The sequence below is a fragment of the Methanobacterium sp. SMA-27 genome, assembly GCF_000744455.1.
GTDB lineage: Archaea > Methanobacteriota > Methanobacteria > Methanobacteriales > Methanobacteriaceae > Methanobacterium_B.
Genome location: NZ_JQLY01000001.1, coordinates 47,843 through 71,774, shown reverse-complemented (window position 1 = coordinate 71,774; position 23,932 = coordinate 47,843). Strand labels below are relative to the sequence as shown.

The following is a 23,932-nucleotide window of genomic DNA, read 5'->3' as shown; positions in this document are numbered from 1 at the left end:
AAATGTGTGTTAATATCATAGGTATCAAGAAAATTCCACTTATTAAAGAAGGAGACAATCTTGCAGAAATTATAATTAATACTGCAGATGATGAAGGAATAGAAATTTGTAATGAAGATATTATAGTGATTGCAGAAACTGCAGTAGCTAAAGCAGAAGGTAATGTAATAGATCTTAAATCATTGAATCCGAGTAAAAATGCAATGGATATTTCCAAAAAAACTGGGAAAAATGCAAATCTTGTTGAAGCTATTATTCGTGAATCAACCGATATAATCAAATTAGGACCAAATTTCATAATTTGTGAAACTAAACACGGTTTTATATGTGCTAATGCAGGGATAGATGAATCAAACATTGAACATGGATTTGCAACACCAATCCCTACAAATCCAGATAAAAGTGCAGATCAAATCCGAAAAAAAATAGAAACCTTAACTGAAAAGGATGTTGCAGTTATAATATCTGACACACAAGGACGTCCATTTAGAGAAGGTGCAGTGGGTGTAGCCATTGGGATATCGGGTATGGAATCATTGTGGAACCAAGAAGGAAAACTAGATCTCTATGGACGTGAACTCCAAACAACCCAAACAGCAGTTTCAGATGAATTAGCATCAGCAGCATCTATAGTAATGGGACAAGCAAGTGAAGGAATTCCTGTTGTTATAATAAGAGGAGTGGATTATTTCAAAATATTGAGAAACAATTCTGCAAATTCAAAACCTCTACTAAGACCAAAAGAATACGATGTGTTCAGATAAGAATATTATTGGATAGCTAATAAAATTCAAAATCTTAGTCAATAAAAAAAAGATAGATCCATATGATAACAATATTTTCCGGCGGAACAGGTACCCCTAAACTATTACAGGGGATTATGAAATTAATAGAACCAAATAAACTTCGTGTGGTTGTTAATACACTTGAAAACAACTATTTTTCAGGAGTTTATGTGGCTCCTGATATTGACACTGTTATGTATACACTGTCAGGAATGATCAATGATGATACATGGTATGGAATTAAGGATGATACATTTATAACACATGAAACTTTAAAGGAGATCAAATGCCCTGAAACCCTTAAAATTGGTGATAGGGATAGAGCCATAAAAATTCAGAAAACATTGCTTATGGAACAATATCCTCTTTCAAGGGTTGTTGACATTCAGAGAAAAGCCCTGGGTATTGAATCTGAAATAATTCCAATGAGTAATGATAAATCTAATATAATCATTGAAACAAACGAAGGAAAAATGGAATTTCATAAATTTCTTGTTGAGAGACAAGGCATGCCTGAAGTTCTTGACATCAAATATAATCCTGTTTCACCATCACCCGGACTTATTGAATTTATTGAAGAGTCTGAGATGGTTATAATAGGGCCTTCAAATCCCATAACTTCCATAGGACCCATAATAACTTTAGAAGGCGTATCTAAAGCCCTAAAAAATGCTTACGTAGTTGGGATATCTCCAATTATTGGTGATGCTCCTGTAAGTGGTCCTGCAGCCAAATTTATGAATGCTCTGGGACATGATGTTTCATGTTTAGGTGTTGCAAAAATGTACGCGAACTTTTTAAACAAATTTATTATAGACCTTAAGGATAATGCCTACAAGAATAAAATAGAAAGACTAATACCAGAGGTAGTTGTAACAAACACCAACATGAAGAACATCGGAGAAAAAAAGATGTTAGCCAGAACTACATTGGGTGATATTTTATGATTCAAATGACCTTAATTCAAATTGACAACTATGGCCCATGGACGGTTACTCCAACACCAAGGGCAGAAGCAGATCTACAGATCTTGCAGGCAGAGCTTTATGCAGACCTCCAAAGGCAGTTTGCTGCAAAGGGAGGGCTAGTATTTTTCACCCGTTTCGATAACATGCTCGCGGTGACAAATGGCGTGGACATGGAGGATCATCTCAGAATACAAAAGTCCATAGGAAATAGATACCCCATAACAGTTAGTATGGGTGTTGGAGCTGCAGAAACTCCATACGAGGCACAGCGAAAAGCAACAAATGCCCTTCAAAACTATGGTGGAGCCCAGTCAGAGAAAAGAACAGAAGTTCTGGCAATAGACGGCTTGGTAAAAAGTGATGAAAGCTTTGTCCAGATCGCCCATATAGATATAAATGGCATAACTGACTCTCTCACCGACATAATCCCGGCATATGATACTTCATTCATAGTAAACCGTGTACAACATTTCTTAATGAAGAAACTCATTGAAAAAGGTTCTTTACTTTTCTTTATTGGTGGTGACAACTTCATGTCTCCCTGTAACGGCCTAACCCCAGAGGGACTCCTTAAGATAATCGAAGAAATTGAAAATGAAATAAATATTGCCCTTAAAGCCGGGGTTGGAAAAGCACCGACTGCAGAAAAAGCAGCAAACCTTGCAGACCTCGCACTTGAAGAAATAAGGGGCGGATTTACCTATAATCTTGTACATGTAATGAAAAATGAAGAATAATATGATCCGAGGTTGGAAAACCTCAAAACTTCTTTGTTTTTAAATTATACTTTATGAATATTCATTTTAGACAAATTAAATTTGTTTTAATGGAGGTATCCCATTGAAGGTTTTAGCCCCCATGGCAGGGATAACAGATGGTAAATTCTGCAATAAAATGGCTATTTATGGTTTTGATATTTTAACCGTTGGAGGTTACAATGCAGATCAACAATCTATAAAGGCAGGATTGAAAATAATCAAACGAGGCAGACCGGAATTTGATATTGCTAAAAATGATTTAGAACAACATATAACCAATGAAATTAAAATTATCAAAAATAACAATGATTACAAAGGCCTAGTATCTGTTAATCTTCGTGCAAGCACTCCAGACCCTATCATAAATATATCCAATATCCCAGAACTCGACATAATAGAAATAAATGCCCACTGTAGACAGCAGGAATTGGTTCAAGCGGGTTGTGGACAGGCTCTTCTAAAAAATCCTGAATTACTTAAAGATTTCACCTCAAAGGTTGTAGAAAATTGTGATAAGAAAGTCTCGGTTAAGATGCGTGCAAATGTACCTGGAGTGGACAATGTTATGGTTGCAAAAGCAATAAATGATGCAGGTGCCGATTTCATTCATGTCGATGCAATGAAACCAGGATTTGATTGTGCGGATTATGGTGTTATTGAATCTATAAGGAAAAATGTTGATGTATTCATTATAGGAAACAATTCGATCAAAGATTTGATGTCTGCAAGAAATATGCTCTCTGCAGGTGCTAATGGTTTTTCTATTGCAAGAGCTGCTATTAATGGGACTCTCCCGTTTGATCTTTCAATGGTATGACTAAAAAAATTTATTTAGGGTTTATATAAAAAAAATTGATAATTTTTAAGATATAATTATCAAATTATATATTGGTTGAATCAAATAATTAATAAGTTAAATATTCAAAATAGAATAAATCAAATTAATTTATCTAAAAATTCACAAACTCATAGAAAAGGTGGTTACATGTCTTTTATAGAAGTGAAAAATGTTACAAAAACCTTTAATGGTGTCGAAATCTTAAAAAATCTGAATATGACCATTGATGAGGGAAAAGTTTTAGGCATTCTTGGAAGAAGTGGTTCAGGGAAATCTGTACTCATAAATATGTTCAGAGGAATGAAAGATTACAGACCAGATAAAGGTCAGATCATATATACAATAGCAATCTGCCCTGATTGTTTGAGGGTAGAACCTCCATCTGCCGCTGGAAAAATATGTAGTTGCGGATGTGGATGTGAATTCGAATTAAAAAAAGTTGACTTCTGGAACTGTGACCGCAAAATTTTTGCAGCCATTAAACGTAGAATATCCATAATGCTGCAGAGGACATTTGCCCTTTATGAAGATGATACAGTCATAGATAATGTTTTAAAATCAATAACTGGTCATGATGAAGAGGAAAGTACGTATATGGCCATAGACTTGATTGAAATGGCTCAGATGGCACACAGAATTACCCATATTGCAAGGGATCTGAGCGGAGGGGAAAAGCAAAGAGTAGTACTTGCAAGACAGATAGCAAAGGAACCAATGATATTCCTTGCTGATGAACCTACTGGAACATTAGATCCTAAAACAGCTGAATTACTTCATCAGGCACTGCTTGATGGAGTAAAAAATAAAGGCACAACAATGATCATTACATCTCACTGGCCAGAGGTTATGAGAAAATTATCAGACTATGTAATATGGCTTGAAAAGGGAGAAATAATTGTTGAAGGAGATCCTGAGACTGTTGTCCAGGAATTCATGTCTCAAGTACCTCTACCTGAGAAAAAAGATGTTTTCAAGACTGGTGGCCCCATAATACAAATAGAAAATGTTAAAAAACATTACTACTCCATTGAAAGGGGAGTTGTTAAGGCAGTTGATGGCATTGATCTTACTGTTAATACAAGTGAAATCTTTGGAATTGTAGGGCTTAGTGGTGCTGGAAAAACAACACTTTCTAGAATACTTTATGGACTCACAGATCCCAGCGGTGGTAAAATCGAGGTAAAACTTGGTGAAAATTGGATTGATATGACACAGAAAGGCCCTTTCGGGAGAGGACGTGTAATACCTTACCTTGGAATTTTACATCAAGAATATAGTCTTTATCCTCATAGAAACGTTCTTGGAAACCTAACCGAGGCAATTAGTCTCGAACTCCCCGCAGAATTTGCTAAAATGAAAGCCATATATGTACTCAAAGCAGTTGGTTTTGATGAAAATTATGCTAATAATTTATTAACAAAATATCCTGATGAATTGAGTGGAGGAGAACGCCACAGAGTTGCTCTTGCCCAGGTTCTGATTAAAGAACCGAATATTGTGATTCTTGACGAACCAACCGGTACTATGGATCCTATTACACGAGTTCAGGTTACTGATTCAATAAGAAGAGCTCGTGATGAACTTAGTCAGACTTTTCTAATTATATCCCATGACATGGATTTCGTTCTTGATGTTTGCGATAGGGCTGCATTGATGCGTGGTGGAAAAATACTTAAAATAGGCGATCCAAAGGAGATTGTCGAAGATCTAACACCAAAAGAGAAAGAGAAGATGCTTACGGAGGAATAAAATAATGGTATGGGAAGATTCACCATCACATGTATGCAGGGGAGGGGACAAACGCGCATTAGCATTTTGTTGTCCACCAGTAAAACCTTGTCCAGTTATATATGCACTTGAGGATGCTAAACTAACTCCTCAGGAGTATATTGAAATAAAAGAAAAATTTGCAGAGAAAACTAAACTCAGCCAAGGAGAAGGAACTTGTTTTGGTTCACTTGTGTGGTGCTGTAAACCTTCAAAACCATGTCCACTAAGAGATATGGTAATGAGAAGGATTGGAATGAGTGTTGACGAGTATATGGAGTTGAAAAAAGAGCTTTCAGAGGAACTTGTAGGAAAACATGAATCAAATACAAAAGAGAGTGTTACTGTTCTTTCAGAAACATTCAATGTGTCCGAGGAAGAGGCATTTAAAACACTCCAACAATGTGATAATGACTTGAAAAAAGCTGCAAAACTTCTTAAAATGAAGAATTTGGAGTTTTAATATGGGTTGGACTCCTCTGTTTCTTGAGATGAAGGACAACAAAGTTTTAATAGTAGGTTCTGGAGAAGTAGGAAATAGGAGAACTATAAGATTCCTTGAGGCAGGGGCAAATGTTGTTGTACTGGGAAACCATGTTCCAGAACATTTAAATGATCTTGGTGCAACCATAAAACCAATTAAAGAAATTCATAAGTGGGTTAAATGGGCAGATATTGTTATTACTGCATCAGCCGACCATGAGTTAAACCAAAGAGTAGCTGACTTATCTGGAGAAAAACTTATTAATCGAGCAGACTTCCCAAATAAAGGCAATTTAATCGTTCCATCATCTTTTTTCATAGGCGATGTGCAAATATGCATATTTACCGGCGGAAAGAGCCCCCTCATGTCAAAGGAGTTAAGAAAAAAGATAGAAAAAGTAATAAGTCCAGAAGATGTTCTGCAGCTCGAACTCCAATCGTTTGCTCGGAAAATTCTCAAAGAAAGGTTAGATGATCAGAAAAAAAGAAGATCATGCCTTTATACCATTTTAGAAGATCAAAAAATAAAAAAACTCTTAACAGAGGGCAAACTGGAAGATGCTAAGACATATGTTAACGAGTTGATAATATCCCTTAACACTACTAAATTATGAATTAAAAATAGGTTCTATGGGAAAAAATTCTTAAAAATAATTATATTCTAGGTGGAAAAAGTGATTTTGAACATTAGAGTTGATCACAAAACAGCAGACATTAGTAAAATGGAAAGGTCAAGTCAGAAACTTGAGTCTGTTTTCAATAATATCTATGAAAAATATCCTGTGCAAGAATATCTAAAGATAAATACATGTAATAGAGCAGAGATCTACTTGGTTTTAGGAGAATGTTCTATTGAAAATCTTCAATGTGATGATTTTGTTGTTGAAACAGAGGACAATGCAATGGAACATCTGTTAAGATTATCCTCAGGTTTGGAATCAATGATACTTGGCGAAGACCAAATACTCGGACAGATAAAAGATGCACAAAAGAGAAGTGTTAAAGAAGGATGCTGTGGAGAGGTGCTCAATACAATCTTCATAAAGGCAATTCATGTTGGTCAAGTTGTACGGAAAAAAACAAAAATAAATGAAGGTTCCTTATCTATTGGTTCAGCTGCAGTTGAACTAGCAGAATCTGTTCATGGAGATCTTAAATGTAAAAAGGTTTTAGTAATTGGTGCAGGTAAAATGGGAACTCTTGTTGCCAAGGCACTAGTTGAGAAAAATTTAAAGGCCATCGTTGTTGCAAACAGAACACATGATAGAGCAGTTGAACTTGCAAGGGAACTAGGTGGATCAGCCATCCACTTTGATAAATTAGATGAAGCAATGAGAGATGCAGATGTTGTTATAAGTGCAACCGGTGCACCGCACCCAATTTTAACCTATCAAAAGGTTAAAGAAGTTGTGCCTTCACATATTATTTCAAAAATGGTTATGGTAGACATTGCAAATCCACGAGACATAGAAGAGGATGTTTCCAAACTTGGTGTGAAACTCTTTAATATAGACGACCTAAGAGATATAGCAAAAAGAAGTAGGGAAATGAGAGAAACAGAAGCATCAGACGCAGAAGATATAGTTAAAAATGAAATGAAACTTTTAAAACGTTCCCTCAAACATTTGGAAGTGGAACCCATCATATCAAATATCAGAATTACTGCTGAAAATATCCGGTTAAATGAAACCCAGAAAGCATTTAAAATGCTTGGTGATATGAATGGTAATGAAAAAATTGTTGACGACCTAACAAAGGTAGTTGTTGAACGTATATTTTATGATGTAATAAAAAATCTAAAGGAAGCAGCTGAAAATGATGAAAAAAATGTTATCGAAGCTGCTGAAACTATTTTCTCAAGAAAATCGTGGTTATAGAAAAATTTATTAGTATATTATTTTATTAAATAATTATGCAATTTTTAATTTAATTAGAATATTAAGGATTCATTGATTCATTCACATAAAAATATTATTTTGATTAATTTTACTTAAATTACATTTATTACATAATTAATTATCTATCTATCAGTCCCAGAAACCTTGCGGAGAATATTAATATATACGGGGCAATTATGAGATCAGGAATAAAAGTACCTATAATAGGAACACTATTTGCCAAACTATCTGATAAAGCCACTTCTACCATAGTTCCAACTATGAATATTCCAAGGTAAACAATAATCAATCGTTTAATACCCACATTTCGTATTTTATGATAAATCTTTTTAAAATCAAAGCTTGCTCTTACGTCTCCGTTGTGATGAGCTCTGTGTAACAGTACCGCCGGGAAGAATGCATAAATGATAACTGTTATAGCAAGGATAATTAGAAATAATACTGCACTTTCTCCTGGAACATCATCTAAATCCATAGAGAATAAAAATTCTACAAAAAATAACACAAACAACAACAGAGGAATAGAAAAGTACATGATTAGGACTATAGTCTCTTTAAGTCCGTGTATGAATGTGATTTTCAAATCATTGAATTGAGGAAGTTTTTTTGATCCATGAATTGTTTCTTCAACTATTCTAAAAACATAACCTGCTTCAAAGATAGCAAGTAAAATAACTAAGACACTAAGAAAAAATCTTAGAATATCTGTGGTTTCTCCTGCCCCAGATAGTGAATCTGCAAAATCTGCAATAAAAAGTACCAATCCAAGAAGAAGTAACATTTTCAAGTCGGAAGCAGAATACTTCATTGCATCGATTATTATCTCATTTAGATTCATAGATCCCATAATATCCTATGCCCCTCCATATTTAAATTTTTTATATGACTTATAAACATGAATGTTATTAAATTTTAAATCTAAATAAATAGATATTTACAAAAAAAATTTCATATTAATTTAATCAAATCCAAAGTCCATATAATCAATAGTAAATTATGATCTTAGGTATTCATGAATAGAACACATCAATATATAGGTGTAAAAAGAGCATGTATCCTGAGTGTTGTGAGGGATGTATATATAAGTCCTATTTTTCCATTAAAATGTATATTTAAAATTTTATCCAAAAAAATAAGAAAAAAGACTTAAATAATTATGCGAACATACCTTTTGGTTCGTTCAGTTTGGTTTTATGTTGTTTAAGAGCATATTTCACATGTTCCCATGTAACAGTATCTGTATCTTCGTATATTGCCTTATGAAGAGCAACTTTTAAAATTCTGTCCTTAATATCCCTTCCAGACATCCCCTTAGTACATTTTACAAGTCTATCTAAGTTCAAATCAACACTAATTGGCATTGATCCGGTATAAAGATCTAAAATAGCCAACCTTTCTTTTTCATCTGGAAGTGTGAATTCAATCTCCTCTTCAAATCTACTCCTTATTGCGAAATCAAGTAAATGAGGATTATTGGTTGCACCTATTGTTACAACTCCCTTATGATGATCAATGCCATCCATTTCAGTTAACAATGCATTGACAACCTCTGAAACATCTCCCCTTAATGATTGATATTTCCTGTCTAGACCTACAGCATCCATCTCATCTATAAAAATCACAGATGGTGAACTTGCAGAAGCCATTTCAAAAAGTTCATGAATTTGTCTAGCACCATCTCCTACATGTTCACCTATAAGACTAGTTGCCTTAACAAGAAACAATGGAACTTTTAATTCATTTGAAAGGGATTTTGCAAGCATGGTCTTTCCTGTGCCCGGTGTTCCGTAGAACAGAACATTCCTTGGTGCCCATTCCTTGAACTTATCTGGTTCCTTAAGATATTTCATTATTATTTTGCACTTGGTCTTAGCCCGTTCCTGCCCAATCACATCTTCCATTCGGATGCTACTTTCAATCTGCTTTATTTCACGCGATTCTTGAATCTCAATTAGAAGAATTGACGTGTTATCGGTTATTTTTGAATTATCTGGATGAGCTTTTACAATCTTAAATGCATAATCTGGAAGTAATTTCTGGTCAAACAAGAATGAACCTTCATCAACCACACATCCCTCCCACTGTTCTTTGGCATAAAGTTCAAAAAGTTCTTTATCGAATATTTCAATTTTAGGATTTTCAACAAGATTACATAGAAATGGATAGCCAATCGACTGGAGCACTACCAGTTTAGCCTCCTTATTAGGTTCATTTAAATTTTTTGAAGTTTTTTTGTCTGATACCAATGTATCAGGAGTTATATTATTCAGTTTCACTAGGATACCTACCGTTTTTTATATTTAGTAAATTTTATTCAAATTGAATGTATAAATTTGTGAATATCAAATATTTGTTGATTTGCTATACTTTTAGAATCAATACTATATGAACATACTGTATATTGCAATGGATAAAAAACTTTTGTTCTCAAAATAATATTGAAAAAAATGAAAAATAATTATTTTTATAGACAACAATGATTTACTTTCATTAATATTGATTATTTTTCCAATGATATTATTAATGTAACATTTTATTCAGAAGTTTACATCAGGATAAAGTAAAACCTTCTTAAATAAAATTGAGTTGTTTTAGAGGTTATCTTTTTGGTGTTATATCTTTTTTTTTATTTGCCAAAAACTGGCTGTACATCTTTTTCATTAAAAGAGCATCTTGATCAATTAGTGGACTTTCACATATCACTGTAATGTTCCAACCGCACTCAGCAATTTCTTCAATAAATGGTTGGAGAGGAGGACCATAATCATCATCTAAGAGTTTATGATGCTTTCTTTCTCCAGCATCTGTGTATTCTATATGTGTGAAATGAGAATGAAGAGATTTAATCCCTAATTCATCCTCAAGTTTCTGAAAGATTTGATTGTAATCTTCCCGTTTATTAATTTTTCCCCTAGATCTTGCATATACATGAGCAAAATCCACTGTTGGTTCAAAATGATCAAATGACCTGCAAATTTCTATTATCTCATCCAAATTGCCAAGTTGAGACCTTTTTCCTGTGGTTTCCGGTGCAAAATAGTAATTTTCAACCCCAAGAACCTCCAATTTATCCATAATCTGCTTTATAGCATTTTTACATCGATCCATAGCCTCGTTTGAAGTGTAACTAGTATAAAATCCGGGGTGGAAAACAGTTCTATAAGCACCCATCCATTCTGAAGCCTTTGCAGCTTGAACCAACCTTTGAATGGATCTTTCTATCACATCATCTTTGTTTGATGATAAATTTATGTAATATGGCGCATGCATCGAAACAAGTACATCATTATCTTCAGAATTCTGCTTAAGTTCGATTGCTGATTGCTTAGAAATTTTTACACCATATGTTGCCTGATATTCATAGGCTTCAAGTCCTTCTTCTTTTATATAACTACATGCATCCTTTGCATTACCTTTAAAGTTAATGGGTCTTCCAGCCGGACCAAATCTTACATTTGACATATTCCCTCCAATGAAACTTTATTGGAATTTATTTAAAAAAAGAATAATCTAAATCATAAAAATTCTATTTTACAATTTTAAGTTCTTCATATGCATTTATAGCAGCCACAGCTCCTTCACCACAAGCAACTACAAGTTGTTTCACTCCTCCAGTTATATCTCCTGCAGCGTAAACATTTGTAATATTTGTTTTTTGGTTTTTATCTGTTATGATATAACCCATTTCATCTACATTTACACCCATATTAGATGCAATGTCACTGTTTGGTTTTTCACCTACAGCTAAGAATAGACCTGAAACCTCCAGCTCTTCATCAACATCTGTTTCTCTATTATGGACTATCACACTTTTTAGGAATATATCTCCCTTTATCTCCTTTACAACAGAGTTCCAAATAATAGGTATTCCAACTTCATGTAGTTTATCCTGCAAATATTTCTGAGCTCTCAACTCGTCTCTTCTATGGACAATTTTAACATTCACACCTATATCTTTAAGATGAAGAGCATGTGTAACAGCAGAGTTACCTCCACCAATAACTAAAACATCTCTACCCTTAAAAAGCATACCATCGCATATTGAACAATAAGATATTCCTTTCCCTATATATTTATCCTCACCAGGAACACCCAATTTCCTGTAGGTTGTGCCAGAGCAGATTATTAATGATTTAGTTCTATAATTATCTTTATCAGTTTTTAATGTTATTGTGTCGGTTTTTTTCTGTATTTTAACTATTTTTTCATATTCCTGTATATGAATATATTTTTCTGCTTGGTTTCCAATATTTTTAAGCAACTCCAATCCCGGTATTGATTTATACCCTGGAAAATTTGCAATAACAGGAGCCATGTTAGCATTTCCACCTGTAACACCTTTATCGATGATCAATGCTTTCAAACCTTCTCTTCCTGCGTATATACCTGCTGTTAGACCTGCAGGTCCTGCCCCCACAATAATAATATCATGTTCTTCCATAAAACCACCCGAGATTCCATTATAAATGTTATTTAAGAGAATTTTAAGTGTGTATACACTTAATTATCTTTTTATTAAAAACATCACAACTACTTTATATTCTGTATCTTATCCCTCAAAAGTTTATTCACAAGTTTTCCATCTGCCTTACCCTGGAGTTTCTGCATGGATTTACCCATTAAAGCTCCAATTGCACCCATTCCACGTTCTTCAACAATTTTGATATTTTCAAACAGTATCTCATCTATAATTTTTTCCACTTCTTTTTCAGAGAGCATAATAATGTTAAGACTTCTAGCTATCTGCTCTGGTGAACCTTCTTCGTTACATAATCCCACAATAACTTCTGAAACTGCTTCTTTAACGATTTTTCCATCTTCAACCAATGCAAAAGTATCCTTCAACATCTTATTATCTAATCTTGAAACATCATTTCCATCTCTTCTAAGCTCTTTAAGTGTGTAAGCAAGTGTTGATCCTACCGTGGTTGGGTCTAATTTTGAGGTTGACATTGTATCTTCGAAATTTTCCACCTTATCTAATCGAACTAGTTGTGAAGCTATATCCTCACTTAATTTGTACTGATCAATAATTCTTTGTTTCTTTTCATTTGGAAGTTCGGGTAAATTTGATTTAATATCATTTATCTGCTCTTTAGATATTACAGTAGTAAGTATGTCTGTTTCAACATACATACGGCTAGCTGTGGGTAATGGTCTGAGATATTCACTGTTAGCATCTTCTAAAGCCTTCCTTGTTTCTTCAGGGACTTCTTTAATAGATGTTTTTGCTCTTCTTTGTACTTCCATAATAGCATTTCTTGCCTTTTCATCCTCATCTGCAACAATGATAAATGCATCATTTTCCGATAATTTGAGATGGTTTGCAATTCTTTCAATATCTACATCTGTTATACCATATGCTGGAAGTTCATCAATATGAAATATTCCAGATACTCCCATTTTTTTAGCATAAACTGCAAGTTCAGTTCCAAAACGCCTTCCAGGTTGAACTTCTTTTCCTATTAAACCTTTAAATCCACCTAATTTTATAGCTAGAACATTTCCACCCTTGGACAATGCTTTAGATATTATTTTAGATTCAGTTTTTTCAAATATTTTATTTAAATTATGTATTTCATTATCAACAGTAGCTTCTCTACTTTGAAGTTCCTTCATTATTTCAATTAGTTTTAATTGTCTTTTAACTTCATTTTCTACCATTTTTGGCATTAAATCAAGGTCTTGTACTCCTTTTATTTCCACACGTGCTCCTTCTGCAATGGAAATATTCAGGTCTTGACGTATTGTTCCTAGTCCCCGCTTCACCTTTGTACTTCGAAGAACTTGACCCAATTGATATGCAACTTCTTTAACTTGTTCAGGATGTTTAATAGATGGATCTGTTGTTACTTCCAACAAAGGAATTCCCAGCCTATCGAGTCTGAATACTACTTTCCCTTTCTTCTGACTAATTCTTCTAGCTGCGTCTTCTTCAAGGCAAAGATTTTCTATTTTGACAATTCCATATTCTGTTTCAAGATATCCATCTGTTGCGACAAGTCCAGTTCGCTGGAATCCGCCTGTATTACTCCCATCTATAACCTGTTTTCTCATGGTGTGGAATTCATCAATAATATTCATATGAAGGATAGAAGCTATTATCATTGCTATTTCTAAGGCTTCCATATTCAGTGGGTGTGGTGGTTCATCATCAGATTCTACTAGACATGTTTCATAATCGTATGATTCATATATAAATTTTAATTTCCGCCTAGATTCTTCAAAAGCCGCCCTATCTATTTTCCCAAGCTCACTTTGGGTTGGTCTCAAATACCTTAAAAGTTTGTAATCAGGCTTTTTATCAGTTAATTCACATTTACACGGACAAAATAACTTTTTTTCTGTGTTAAGCTGTTGGTGTATTTCAAGACCCATTTTTAAACCTAATTTTTTGTAGTCCATAAAGATCCCCCTATAACTAAAATATAATTACTGATTCATCAGTTTAAAAAGTATTTTTCTGATGATTTTTCCCCTATCTCCCCTGCTATATTGGTTTGCATGATTTTTTTGACTTCTTCAATATTTTCAGTTTGACCAAGAGCCCAAACCAATTTAACATATGTTGTCTCAGGAATCATGTCAAAAACAGAAATCACACCAGCAGAAACAATTTTTCTACCCGTACTATACACATTCATATTAACCAGACCATATAAACATTGTGAAGTCATAACAACTGGAATATCAGAATCTTTTGCCCTTTCAAGCGATGGCAGTAAATTTTCAGGACAATGTCCCAATCCTGTACCCTCAAGAACAATTCCCTTGTACCCCTTGTCAATGTGATAATCAATTATGTCTGCCTCAATTCCGGGATAGCTCTTAATTAAAGCAACTTTCTCTTCGAGATCATCATGAAGCTGTACATTTTCGTTACTTCTCTTTTTATAATCTGAATTTTTATCAACTAGTTTTAATTTACCTTTTTCAATTTTAGCAATTGGAAGGGTGTTTATACTTCTGAAGGTGTCTCTGCGAGTTGTATGCATTTTTCTGACCTTTGTTCCACGGTGAAGTAAACAATATGAATCATCTTCTTCTGCATGCATACAAAGTGTTACTTCAGCTATATCAGATTTTGCTGCTACCACCGAACTTATCAGGTTCATAAATGCATCTGAAGAGGGTCTGTCGGAACTTCTCTGAGCACCTGTCACAACAACAGGTACAGGTGTATCTAACATGAAGTTCAGAGCTGCTGATGTGTAGTGCATTGTATCTGTACCATGTGCTACAACAACCCCATCGGCCCCGCTATTAATTTCATCAGCTACTGATCTTGCAGTTTTTACCCAATACTCGGGTTTCATATTTTCACTCAGAATATTGAGAATCGCTTCACCATTTATATTAGCGTGGACAAGTAATTCTGGATTTGCCCTAATAAGATCATCTGCTGTAAAAGCAGGATGAACTGCACCGGTCTTATAATCAACAACAGATGCGACAGTTCCTCCCGTGGATACTATTGATATATCTGGTTTATCTACATCTTTCCCAATATCTAAAGGTGTAAGTTTTAAATTGGGCTTATCTCCTTTTGTTACTAATTCTGCCAATGCTCCCCCAACATCTATCCCTATGTTGTAACCGCTATCTAGTTTTAAAACTATGTGTTTATCATCAGGATCTTCCGCTCTATCAAGTAGAATTCCCTGGTAAGAAACATTGTTTTTTGTAATTTTAATAATATCCCCAATTGATATGCCTGATAATTCCAAAAATTTCTGTGAAGATCCTTTATAACCCATATAACATCCCTCTAAGTATTGATTAAATTCCTGTTTAAGTTTTTTATAATGAAGACTAAATGATTATACAAAAAAACGCTGCATAATAATTAGGTGTTTTATCTTAGTAAAACATCCCATAAAACTTTTAAGTTTTGATGTTTAAGTTTTTTTAAAAATATTATAATATAATCTAAAATCGATGCGAAACTTAAATATTAAATAAAATAATAAAATTTAACTCCTTAAATACGTTAATTCAGGAATTTTAGTTCTATATCTTAATATCAAGACCGATTGGGCAATGATCTGATCCCATTACATCGTATAAGATGTATGAAGACTCAACATTATCCATAAATTCCTTGTTTACAAAGAAATAATCCAGTCTCCAGCCGACATTTCTATCCCTTGCCCTGGTACGGTAACTCCACCACGTATACTGTTCGGGTTTCTTGTTAAATTCTCTAAAAGTGTCGACATAGCCATGACTAAAAAATTTATCCATCCAAGCCCTTTCCTCAGGAAGAAACCCTGAAATTTTTGAGTTTTCTTTTGGATGGGCCAGATCTATTTCTTTATGTGCAGTGTTAACATCTCCACATACAATTATATTCCTTCCCTCATCCTTCAGCTCATCTACATATCCTAGGAATACATCGTAGAATTCCATCTTGTATTGTAACCTCTCAGGAGACATCTTACCGTTAGGGAAATAGATGTTGAACAATATAAAATCCCCATAATCTGTGATAATTGTTCTTCCCTCAAGATCGAATCTGTCAATTCCAAACCCATATTCTACTTTTTCAGGTTTGATAGATGAATATGTTGCAGTTCCACTATATCCCTTCTTTTCTGCTTCGGAACTATAAAGATGATAATTATCAACAACCCTTAAATCTTTAGGAAATTGTTTTCTAGTTGCTTTTGTTTCTTGAAGGCAAAGAATGTCTGGTTTTTCGTTAATAAACCATTCCAAAAACCCTTTTTTATGAACTGCCCTAATACCATTGACATTCCAAGATCGAATCCTAATTTTATCCATACGTTACCTCTAATTCTTTTAATAATTAATTATACCCTATTTTAACATTTTTGTTATTAACAATATCTTGAAGAAATTCTATTTAAAAATTTTTATTCATTTTTTTGTGTCAATTAATTTCTTCAATTTGTCAATGTCAAGATCCCTCTGGTACATGGGTGATTTGTTTGTTTTATAGGCAATTATATTCTCTTCAAATGTTTTATTATCGGAATTCATATAGAATATGCCTAAAGGATATTTTTCTGTTTCAATTGACTTTTTGAATGCTTCCTCTCTATCAAAGCGGTCGTGGGATTCATCTAAATAATAGGTATTGTTTTTAAACCATTGAAATGTGTTAACCTTGTTGAAAGTCACACATGGTTGGAATATATCAATTAAAGCATATCCCTTATGTTTTATTGCTTTTTTAAGGATTTCTTTAGTTTGTTTTATATCTCCACTAAATGCCCTAGCAACAAATGATGCATTTAGGGCTATTGCTATTGCCAGCGGATTGAAGGGTTCTAATGATACGCCTTCAATCTGCAAAGGAGTGTTGAAATCTCTTTGACTTGTTGGGGATGCTTGTCCTTTTGTTAAACCATACACCATGTTGTTGTGAACAATGTTTATTATGTCAGGATTACGTCTAATGTTATGAATAAAGTGATTACCTCCTTCACCATAGGTACAACCATCACCACTCACATTAATTACAATAAGTTCTGGATTAACAGCTTTTATTGCTGTGGATACAGGTAAAGATCTGCCATGAAGCCCATTAAAAACATTTGCTTTAATATAATGAGGTAATTTACCAGCCTGCCCAATTCCAGATACAAAAACCAGTTCTTCTGGGCTGATTTCCATTTCTGCAAGTGTTTCCTTTATTGTCTTGAGAATTGCAAAATCTCCACATCCCGGACACCAGGCAATGTCTGCTCCGTCTATATCAAATATTTTAGGATCCATTTTTTATCCTCCTATAAAATCTTTGAGACTCGTTTCAACTTCTTCCACTGAAAATGGCATACCATTATACTTCAAAACCTTTTTTTCTATTTCAAATCCAATTTTAAGTTTTATTAATTCTGCAAATTGTCCTTGAGCATTATTTTCAAATATTATGGTTTTTTCTGCATTGTTAAGGAGGTTTTTTATTGATGGATCTAATGGGTAGATTTGTTTAAAATATAAAAAGCTAATATCTTCATTTTCAAGATTATCCAAAGCTTCTTTTATGGAGCCGTAGGTTGATCCCCATCCTATTACCAAAATTTTATAATTTGAACCACCTAACAAATCTGGAAGTATTATCTCCTTCTGTATTTCATTTAATTTTCTTAGTCTCTTGTCAACCATCTCGGTCCTGAGATCTAGATCCTCTGTAAGATGTCCCTCCTCATCGTGCTCATCAGAATCTATAACAACCAATCCTTCACCATATCCGGGAATTCCTCTTGGAGATATTCCACTGGCTGTTATTTCGTATCGTTTATAATCTGATTTGGTTTTTATTATGTGATTTTCAATTTCAAGACCCTCCAGATCGAATACTGGTTGGTTGTAGAATATATCTGCAAAATATTGGTCTGAAAGTATGAATACTGGTGTCTGGTAATGATCAGCAAGGTTAAATGCTTTTTGAGAAAGGAAAAACGCATCTTCAAGATTTCCCGGTGCAAATATTATTCTGGGAAATTCTCCAGGACCTGAATATAATGCAAGGTTCAGATCTTCCTGTGATGTCCTTGTTGGTAGACCAACTGCCGGTCCTGGTCTTTGACCCAAATATATTACCACTGGTATTTCAATCATTCCTGAAAGACCTACTGCTTCCTCCATGAGTGCAAATCCACTTCCTGAAGTAGCAACCATTGATCTAGCACCTGCATAGAATCCACCTATTGCCATGTTAATGGCAGCAATCTCATCTTCTGCCTGCTCAAAGATCATGTCAAATTCCTCTGAATTGACAGCCATAAATACTTGGAGAGGTGTGGATGGAGTCATAGGATAGGAAGACATAAATTTACAGCCCCCCGCTATACATCCCAATCCCACTGCTTCTGTTCCATCTAAAAGTAGTTCTTCTAAAACTTTGGGATCCCTTTCAATCTGTAAGTTAATTCTTCCAGAATCAACTATTTTCTTGCCAATTTCATATCCCTTCATACCTGCATCTGTATCCTTTTTAACAATCTCCTGACCTTTACGTGCAAAAATTTCTTCGATACAATCTTCAAATATTGATTTAGGTATGTTTAGAACACAAGCTATTATCCCTGCAGCTATTACATTTGAAAAAATTGATCCACCCATTTTTTTAGCTATTTCCATTAAAGGCACTTTAAGTAAGTTGTAATTTTCTGTAGAAAGGGGTTCTAATGTTTTTTCATCCCCCATTATGAGTGTATCAGATTTTATACGGTTTTCTAGATGTGGAACTGCTCCCTTACTTAACGATAGCAATATATCAATTCTATCAACATAGGAAATTACTCTCTTTGATGATACTCTGATCTCTGTGGAATTTTCGCCACCTCTAACACGTGACATGTATTCTTTGGTAGAAAAAACATTATATCCACTCTTTTTAATTGCCTTAACAAGTATATTTTCTACAGTTTGGATACCTTGACCTGCTTCTCCGCAAAGAACAATACTAACGTCCTTTTTTGATGAATCTATTGACATTACAAACCTCCCTAAAAATATAATAAAAAACTAATTCTAATATATATTTTATTGTTTGTTCTACTTAAACTTTGTTTTAAAAGGAATTTAAAGAGTTATAAGGGATAAATATTCATTTTTAATCAGTTATATTAGTTTTATGAATATATTACAAATTCAGATATACTTTGAAACAAATTTAGACATCAAACAAAAGTTTCAATCCATTTTGACTTTAAAAATAATAAATAAAAATAAATAAGCATCAGATTCAGTACTATTAAAAAAAATAGGATGAAAATATATTCCAATCCCTATTTATCAATTTCTAAATTTTTATGAGCCCATTTTGAACCTGATTCCAATATATCCAGATTAACAGGAATTAATTTAGGTTTTTTTGCAAAAGCCTGTTTTACAGCATCCTTGAAAACTTCCTCAGAAAGTTCCTTTGAAATCGCCATTAAAACACCCAGCATCGCAGTATTAGCAGCCTTTCCAACTCCTTTTTCCTTTGCTATTTTCATTGCAGGAACTCCAATAGCCTTGATATTTTCTTGAGTAATGAATTCTCCAATTTTCGAATCATAGAGTATAGTACCACCATTTTTAACCCTTGGTGCAAATTCTTCAAGAGAAGGTTTATTAAGTGCTACCAATATATCCGGATTGTGCACTACTGGAGAACCAATTATTTCCCCAGATATTATTACTGTGCAGTTTGATGTTCCTCCTCGCTGTTCTGGACCATATGAAGGGTACCATGAAACATAACGGCGTGCTTTGCATGCAGCTCGGGCAATTATGAGGCCCATACTTAAAACACCCTGTCCTCCAAATCCGGATATTTTGATAACCTTTGTTTCAAAGTCAGGATCATCCAATGGTTCCATTGAACTTCCACTATCAACTTCAAATATATTATCCAGTAATTCCTTTGAAAAAACACTTTTACCTCTACATAAAGGTTCAACCTCGGATGTTCTATCCCTGAAATTAACTAATGGAAATTCAACCTCCATTTTTTCATTCAAAAATTTTTCTGCACCCTCTGCATCTTGTCTTAGATTGGTTGGGCAAGGTGATAAAAGTTCAACAAATGCATAACCCTTGCCATCTCTCTGAATTTCAAGTGCTTTTTTAACCGCCTTTTTAGCTTTTCTTATATGTGAAGGATCTGAAAGTGAAGCCCTTTCAATGAAAACAGGTGCTTTGAGGTTGTTTAAAAGTTCACTCATGTGCAGTGGGTATCCTGTGAATCTAGGGTCTCTTCCTTCTTGACAGGTTACTGTGACTTCACCAACAAGTGTTGTAGGTGCCATTTGACCACCAGTCATTCCATACACTGTATTATTTATAAAGAAAACAGCCATTTTTTCTCCTCGATTGGCAGCTTGAATAGTTTCATTTAATCCTATTGAAGCAAGATCCCCGTCTCCTTGATACAATATCACAATTGCATTGTCTTCTGCTCGTGATATTCCTGTTCCAACTGCAGGTGCCCTTCCATGTGCAACTTGTACATGGCCACAATCAAAGTAGTAATAGGCAAAAACAGCACATCCCACCGGACTAGTCATTACCATTCTATCCTGGATATTTAACTCGTCAACTGCCTCTCCAATAAGTTTGTGAAGAATTCCATGTCCGCATCCCGGACAATAATGAGTTGCTGTAGGTGCACTTCCACCTTTACGGGGAAATTCATCGAGAATAGATTTTGGTTTTCTTAAAATCTTTTCTGTGGGATCTTCAATCTTGTTTGACATTTATTTACCTCCAGCAATTTCTATTACCTTTTTGGTTATATTTTCTACATCCACAAGATTTCCGCCCATTCTATTGATTAATTCTACTGGTCTACTGCAACCTATTGCCAAGATTATGTCTTCCATCATCTGCCCGTTGCTCATTTCAACAGATATGAATTTGCATTCCCTTTCTTCTGCTATCTTTTTTAGAGCTTTTTCAGGAAATGGAAAGAGTGTTTTTGGTCTGAATAATCCAACTTTTATCCCATGTTTCCTTGCCTGTTCAACAGCTGATCTAGCTATTCTACTGCTTATCCCATATGCAACTAGAATTATTTCAGCATCTTCCATTGCAAATTCTTCAAATTCAACTTCATTTTCCTTTATAATTCTATATTTATTCTGTAAATTAAAGTTAAAATCTTCAAGCTGGTCAAAATCTAGGAATATAGATGTAACTAAATTACTTTTTGTTTCTTTATTCCCACAAACAGCCCATGATGTGTTTATAGAGGGTTTAAAAGCATTTTCAGGGAATTGTAAAGGCTCAACCATTTGACCCAATACTCCATCTGCCAGTACAACCACGGGGTTTCTGTATTTATCTGCAAGTTCGAATGCTTTCATTGTAAAATCACACATTTCTTGAACAGAGTTAGGTGCTAAAACTATGTTTCTATAGTTACCATGTCCTCCACCCTTCACGAGCTGTGTATAATCTGCCTGTTCCGGTCCAATATTACCCAAACCTGGTCCAGCCCGCATTATGTCCACAAGAACACATGGTAATTCAGCTCCTGCTAGAAAAGACATTCCTTCCTGTTTAAGGCTTATACCCGGACCTGATGATGCTGTCATAACCCTGTGACCTGCTGCCGACGCACCATAAACCATGTTTATAGCGGCTTCTTCTGATTCGGCTTGAACAAATTTTCTTCCAGTCATAGGAAAATATTTGGATGCTTCATGGAGGACTTCTGTGGCTGGGGTAATTGGATATCCAAAGTAACAATCGCATCCCGCATACATAGCCCCTATTACAACGGCTGTGTTTCCTTTAATGAGCTGTGTTGCCATTCAGTTTCCTCCTCATTTTTTTTCTTCTTTTTATCTTTAGATCGCTTAGGTATATGTACTTCAATTGCTAAAGGTTCTGGACAGGTGTAATAGCAGTCTCCACAACCTGTACATCCTTCACCAGTGTATTCAACATAATGATATCCTCTTTCATTCAGGGAACTACTTATCTTTAGAACGCCCTTTCTACATGCTAAAATACATCTCTCACATTCTTTACACTCTAAAGTGTTTATTACAGGATATGGTTCCTTTTTATCCTTTTTTTCAGACATAATATCAATCTTTCTTGATTTGTATATATAATAATTTATAAATTACATTTATAAAATTTTTAAATGCTCAATCACATTTAATAATAAAATTAATACTCATTTAATCCTATTACCTGGTGTTATTGTCACATCCAATTAATAGTGTTAATTTTGTTCCTCTTTGTCTTTTTCCCTTATGTCTATACGTCTTATTTTTCCACTTATAGTTTTAGGAAGCTCATCAACGAATTCAATTACTCTAGGATATTTATAAGGAGCTGTAACACTTTTTACATGATTTTGAATTTCTTTCTTAAGCTCTTCAGAAGGTTCATAACCTTTGGCCAATACAATGGTAGCTTTAACAACTTGGCCCCTTACAGGATGTGGAACACCTGTTATTGCACATTCAAGTACTGAAGGATGGGATATAACTGCACTTTCAACCTCAAAGGGACCTATACGGTAACCAGAACTTTTAATGATATCATCATTCCTTCCAACAAACCATAAATATCCGTCCTCATCTTTCCAAGCTGTGTCTCCTGTATGATAATATCCATCGTGCCATGCTTGGTCAGTTTTGACTTTATCCTTATAATATCCTCCAAAGAGACCAGGGGGTTTTTTATCAATTGTTTTAACAACTAGTTCGCCCTCTTCACCAATATCACATATCTTACCATGTTTGTCCATTAACAGCATATCGTATCCAGGGGAAGGTTTTCCCATTGAACCTGGTCTGGGATCCATCCATGGGAAATTGGCTATACTCACCACTGTTTCCGTTTGCCCAAATCCCTCCATTAATCTTAAACCTGTAAATTCATAGAATTTATTATAAACTTCGGGATTTAATGGTTCACCCGCAGTTACTGCGTATTTTAAGGTTGAAAAATCATAGTTTGAAAGGTCTTCCTTGATTAAAAACCTGTAAATAGTCGGAGGCGCACAAAATGTGGTCACACCATGTTTTGATGCTTTTTCAAGCATTTGAGCAGCGTCGAAACGTTCATAATCATAAACAAATACTGCACTTCCTGCTATCCACTGTCCATATATTTTTCCCCATAAACATTTGGCCCAGCCAGTGTCTGCTACTGTGTAATGAAGCCCATTATCAACAACATTCTGCCAGTACTTAGCGGTTATTATATGCCCTAGCGGATAGGTGAAATCGTGGAGTATCATTTTTGGAAGCCCTGTTGTTCCTGATGAAAAATAAACAACTGATGCATCTTCATTTGATGTTGAATTTTTTCCTGTGGGACGTTTAAATTCTTCTGAAGTATTTTCAAGTTCTTCCCTGAAATTTATCCATCCTGGTCTCTCTTTCCCACCAACAACTGATTTGATCAGTTTTCTATCGCCAATAGCCTTTTCTGCCTTGTCAACACATTCAGGAACTTGGTCCTCAGCTATACAAACCATCATCTTTATATCTGCACTTTTAATTCTGTAAACAATATCCTTTGACTTGAGCATATGCGTTGCGGGGATAGGTATTGCACCTATCTTATTAAGTGCCAGCAGACAAAACCAAAATTCGTATCTACTCTTTAATGTAAGCATAACTGTATCGCCCTTGGCAATACCATAGTTTTTAAAAAGATTTGCAGCCTTATCACTGTAGGTTTTCATTTCCTTGAATGTAAAAATTTTTTCTGAATTGTCATCACACCAGACCATTGCAATCTTTTCAGGATCCTTCTCAGCATACTCATCAACTACGTCGTATGCGAAGTTAAATTTTTCAGGAACTTCTATCTTAAAGTTCTTTTCAAAATCTTGATATGAATCGAATTCCATTTTTGGAACGAATTTATTTAGTAACGATGACATTGTAATACCCCTTTAACACTATCTCCCAAACTTACAGTTTATTTTTAATTTTCTCTGATTATAATA

The 23,932-nt window shown here is 34.5% G+C and carries 21 protein-coding genes; 8 read left to right on the top strand and 13 right to left on the bottom strand.

Annotation, left to right across the window (positions count from 1 at the left end):
• The first annotated feature begins 2 nt into the window (after positions 1 to 2).
• The 8 genes from DL91_RS00345 to hemA all read left to right on the top strand — a co-directional run bounded on the left by DL91_RS00345 (position 3) and on the right by hemA (position 7,476).
• Entirely contained in the window at positions 3 to 764 is a 762-nt protein-coding gene (locus tag DL91_RS00345; RefSeq protein ID WP_048189745.1) for a coenzyme F420-0:L-glutamate ligase, read from the top strand.
• A 62-nt stretch (positions 765 to 826) separates the two neighbouring features.
• Positions 827 to 1,732: a 2-phospho-L-lactate transferase gene (gene cofD / locus DL91_RS00340; RefSeq protein WP_048189744.1), complete on the top strand. Its 906-nt coding sequence runs from the start codon at positions 827 to 829 to the stop codon at positions 1,730 to 1,732.
• Positions 1,729 to 2,490 (top strand): GTP cyclohydrolase III, encoded by a 762-nt coding sequence (locus tag DL91_RS00335; RefSeq protein WP_048189743.1) that lies wholly within the window; start codon positions 1,729 to 1,731, stop codon positions 2,488 to 2,490. The genes cofD and DL91_RS00335 overlap by 4 nt, the downstream gene beginning before the upstream one ends.
• Positions 2,491 to 2,611: 121 nt before the next feature.
• A complete protein-coding gene (locus tag DL91_RS00330; protein WP_048192259.1) occupies positions 2,612 to 3,328 on the top strand; it encodes an MJ0144 family RNA dihydrouridine synthase-like protein in 717 nt (238 codons plus the stop codon).
• A 168-nt stretch (positions 3,329 to 3,496) separates the two neighbouring features.
• Positions 3,497 to 5,098: a methyl coenzyme M reductase system, component A2 gene (gene atwA, locus DL91_RS00325; RefSeq protein WP_048189742.1), complete on the top strand. Its 1,602-nt coding sequence runs from the start codon at positions 3,497 to 3,499 to the stop codon at positions 5,096 to 5,098.
• Positions 5,099 to 5,102: 4 nt separating this feature from the next.
• Positions 5,103 to 5,579 (top strand): methanogenesis marker 9 domain-containing protein, encoded by a 477-nt coding sequence (locus DL91_RS00320; RefSeq protein ID WP_048189741.1) that lies wholly within the window; start codon positions 5,103 to 5,105, stop codon positions 5,577 to 5,579.
• Between the two features lies 1 nt (position 5,580).
• On the top strand, positions 5,581 to 6,213 hold the full coding sequence (locus DL91_RS00315; RefSeq protein WP_048189740.1) for a bifunctional precorrin-2 dehydrogenase/sirohydrochlorin ferrochelatase: 633 nt from the start codon (positions 5,581 to 5,583) through the stop codon (positions 6,211 to 6,213).
• A 60-nt stretch (positions 6,214 to 6,273) separates the two neighbouring features.
• Positions 6,274 to 7,476, top strand: coding sequence for a glutamyl-tRNA reductase (gene hemA / locus DL91_RS00310; protein WP_048189739.1), 1,203 nt, complete (start codon positions 6,274 to 6,276; stop codon positions 7,474 to 7,476).
• Positions 7,477 to 7,615: 139 nt separating this feature from the next.
• On the opposite strand, the gene DL91_RS00305 is transcribed toward hemA, so the two are convergent.
• From DL91_RS00305 to DL91_RS00245, 13 genes are all read right to left on the bottom strand, one after another.
• Positions 7,616 to 8,344, bottom strand: coding sequence for a DUF4013 domain-containing protein (locus DL91_RS00305; RefSeq protein ID WP_048189738.1), 729 nt, complete (start codon positions 8,342 to 8,344; stop codon positions 7,616 to 7,618).
• A gap of 307 nt (positions 8,345 to 8,651) precedes the next feature.
• On the bottom strand, positions 8,652 to 9,773 hold the full coding sequence (locus DL91_RS00300) for an AAA family ATPase (protein WP_048189737.1): 1,122 nt from the start codon (positions 9,771 to 9,773) through the stop codon (positions 8,652 to 8,654).
• Positions 9,774 to 10,095: 322 nt separating this feature from the next.
• Positions 10,096 to 10,959 carry a TIM barrel protein gene (locus tag DL91_RS00295; RefSeq protein WP_048189736.1) on the bottom strand — a complete coding sequence of 288 codons (864 nt, stop codon included), beginning with the start codon at positions 10,957 to 10,959 and terminating at the stop codon, positions 10,096 to 10,098.
• Between the two features lie 64 nt (positions 10,960 to 11,023).
• On the bottom strand, positions 11,024 to 11,938 hold the full coding sequence (locus DL91_RS00290; RefSeq protein ID WP_048189735.1) for an NAD(P)/FAD-dependent oxidoreductase: 915 nt from the start codon (positions 11,936 to 11,938) through the stop codon (positions 11,024 to 11,026).
• 89 nt (positions 11,939 to 12,027) lie between these two features.
• Positions 12,028 to 13,902 (bottom strand): Glu-tRNA(Gln) amidotransferase subunit GatE, encoded by a 1,875-nt coding sequence (gatE, locus tag DL91_RS00285; RefSeq protein WP_048189734.1) that lies wholly within the window; start codon positions 13,900 to 13,902, stop codon positions 12,028 to 12,030.
• 38 nt (positions 13,903 to 13,940) lie between these two features.
• A complete protein-coding gene (gene gatD / locus DL91_RS00280; protein WP_048189733.1) occupies positions 13,941 to 15,254 on the bottom strand; it encodes a Glu-tRNA(Gln) amidotransferase subunit GatD in 1,314 nt (437 codons plus the stop codon).
• A gap of 253 nt (positions 15,255 to 15,507) precedes the next feature.
• Positions 15,508 to 16,281 carry an exodeoxyribonuclease III gene (locus DL91_RS00275; protein ID WP_048189732.1) on the bottom strand — a complete coding sequence of 258 codons (774 nt, stop codon included), beginning with the start codon at positions 16,279 to 16,281 and terminating at the stop codon, positions 15,508 to 15,510.
• 96 nt (positions 16,282 to 16,377) lie between these two features.
• Positions 16,378 to 17,238 (bottom strand): thiamine pyrophosphate-dependent enzyme, encoded by an 861-nt coding sequence (locus tag DL91_RS00270; RefSeq protein WP_048189731.1) that lies wholly within the window; start codon positions 17,236 to 17,238, stop codon positions 16,378 to 16,380.
• 3 nt (positions 17,239 to 17,241) lie between these two features.
• The gene (locus DL91_RS00265) at positions 17,242 to 18,963 is read right to left on the bottom strand and encodes a 2-oxoacid:acceptor oxidoreductase subunit alpha (protein WP_048189730.1); all 1,722 of its coding nucleotides are present in this window, start codon (positions 18,961 to 18,963) and stop codon (positions 17,242 to 17,244) included.
• A gap of 293 nt (positions 18,964 to 19,256) precedes the next feature.
• Positions 19,257 to 20,711 (bottom strand): 2-oxoacid:acceptor oxidoreductase family protein, encoded by a 1,455-nt coding sequence (locus DL91_RS00260; protein WP_048189729.1) that lies wholly within the window; start codon positions 20,709 to 20,711, stop codon positions 19,257 to 19,259.
• Positions 20,712 to 21,770 (bottom strand): 3-methyl-2-oxobutanoate dehydrogenase subunit VorB, encoded by a 1,059-nt coding sequence (locus DL91_RS00255; RefSeq protein ID WP_048189728.1) that lies wholly within the window; start codon positions 21,768 to 21,770, stop codon positions 20,712 to 20,714.
• Positions 21,731 to 22,045 carry a ferredoxin family protein gene (locus DL91_RS00250; RefSeq protein ID WP_048192257.1) on the bottom strand — a complete coding sequence of 105 codons (315 nt, stop codon included), beginning with the start codon at positions 22,043 to 22,045 and terminating at the stop codon, positions 21,731 to 21,733. Before DL91_RS00250 ends, DL91_RS00255 begins: the two co-directional genes overlap by 40 nt.
• Before the next feature lie 144 nt (positions 22,046 to 22,189).
• Positions 22,190 to 23,866 (bottom strand): AMP-binding protein, encoded by a 1,677-nt coding sequence (locus tag DL91_RS00245; protein WP_048189727.1) that lies wholly within the window; start codon positions 23,864 to 23,866, stop codon positions 22,190 to 22,192.
• Positions 23,867 to 23,932: the final 66 nt, after the last annotated feature.

Bases quoted from the DNA above. Each gene is read 5' to 3' on its own strand.
- DL91_RS00245 (WP_048189727.1), bottom strand. From the start codon at position 23,866: ATGTCATCGTTACTAAATAAATTCGTTCCAAAAATGGAATTCGATTCA.
- DL91_RS00320 (WP_048189741.1), top strand. From the start codon at position 5,103: ATGGTATGGGAAGATTCACCATCACATGTATGCAGGGGAGGGGACAAA.
- DL91_RS00270 (WP_048189731.1), bottom strand. From the start codon at position 17,238: ATGGATCCTAAAATATTTGATATAGACGGAGCAGACATTGCCTGGTGT.
- DL91_RS00275 (WP_048189732.1), bottom strand. From the start codon at position 16,281: ATGGATAAAATTAGGATTCGATCTTGGAATGTCAATGGTATTAGGGCA.
- DL91_RS00330 (WP_048192259.1), top strand. From the start codon at position 2,612: ATGGCAGGGATAACAGATGGTAAATTCTGCAATAAAATGGCTATTTAT.
- DL91_RS00335 (WP_048189743.1), top strand. From the start codon at position 1,729: ATGATTCAAATGACCTTAATTCAAATTGACAACTATGGCCCATGGACG.
- DL91_RS00305 (WP_048189738.1), bottom strand. From the start codon at position 8,344: ATGGGATCTATGAATCTAAATGAGATAATAATCGATGCAATGAAGTAT.
- DL91_RS00250 (WP_048192257.1), bottom strand. From the start codon at position 22,045: ATGTCTGAAAAAAAGGATAAAAAGGAACCATATCCTGTAATAAACACT.
- DL91_RS00265 (WP_048189730.1), bottom strand. From the start codon at position 18,963: ATGTCAATAGATTCATCAAAAAAGGACGTTAGTATTGTTCTTTGCGGA.
- gatD (WP_048189733.1), bottom strand. From the start codon at position 15,254: ATGGGTTATAAAGGATCTTCACAGAAATTTTTGGAATTATCAGGCATA.
- DL91_RS00290 (WP_048189735.1), bottom strand. From the start codon at position 11,938: ATGGAAGAACATGATATTATTATTGTGGGGGCAGGACCTGCAGGTCTA.
- DL91_RS00255 (WP_048189728.1), bottom strand. From the start codon at position 21,770: ATGGCAACACAGCTCATTAAAGGAAACACAGCCGTTGTAATAGGGGCT.
- DL91_RS00295 (WP_048189736.1), bottom strand. From the start codon at position 10,959: ATGTCAAATGTAAGATTTGGTCCGGCTGGAAGACCCATTAACTTTAAA.
- gatE (WP_048189734.1), bottom strand. From the start codon at position 13,902: ATGGACTACAAAAAATTAGGTTTAAAAATGGGTCTTGAAATACACCAA.
- DL91_RS00345 (WP_048189745.1), top strand. From the start codon at position 3: ATGTGTGTTAATATCATAGGTATCAAGAAAATTCCACTTATTAAAGAA.
- DL91_RS00315 (WP_048189740.1), top strand. From the start codon at position 5,581: ATGGGTTGGACTCCTCTGTTTCTTGAGATGAAGGACAACAAAGTTTTA.
- atwA (WP_048189742.1), top strand. From the start codon at position 3,497: ATGTCTTTTATAGAAGTGAAAAATGTTACAAAAACCTTTAATGGTGTC.
- cofD (WP_048189744.1), top strand. From the start codon at position 827: ATGATAACAATATTTTCCGGCGGAACAGGTACCCCTAAACTATTACAG.
- DL91_RS00260 (WP_048189729.1), bottom strand. From the start codon at position 20,711: ATGTCAAACAAGATTGAAGATCCCACAGAAAAGATTTTAAGAAAACCA.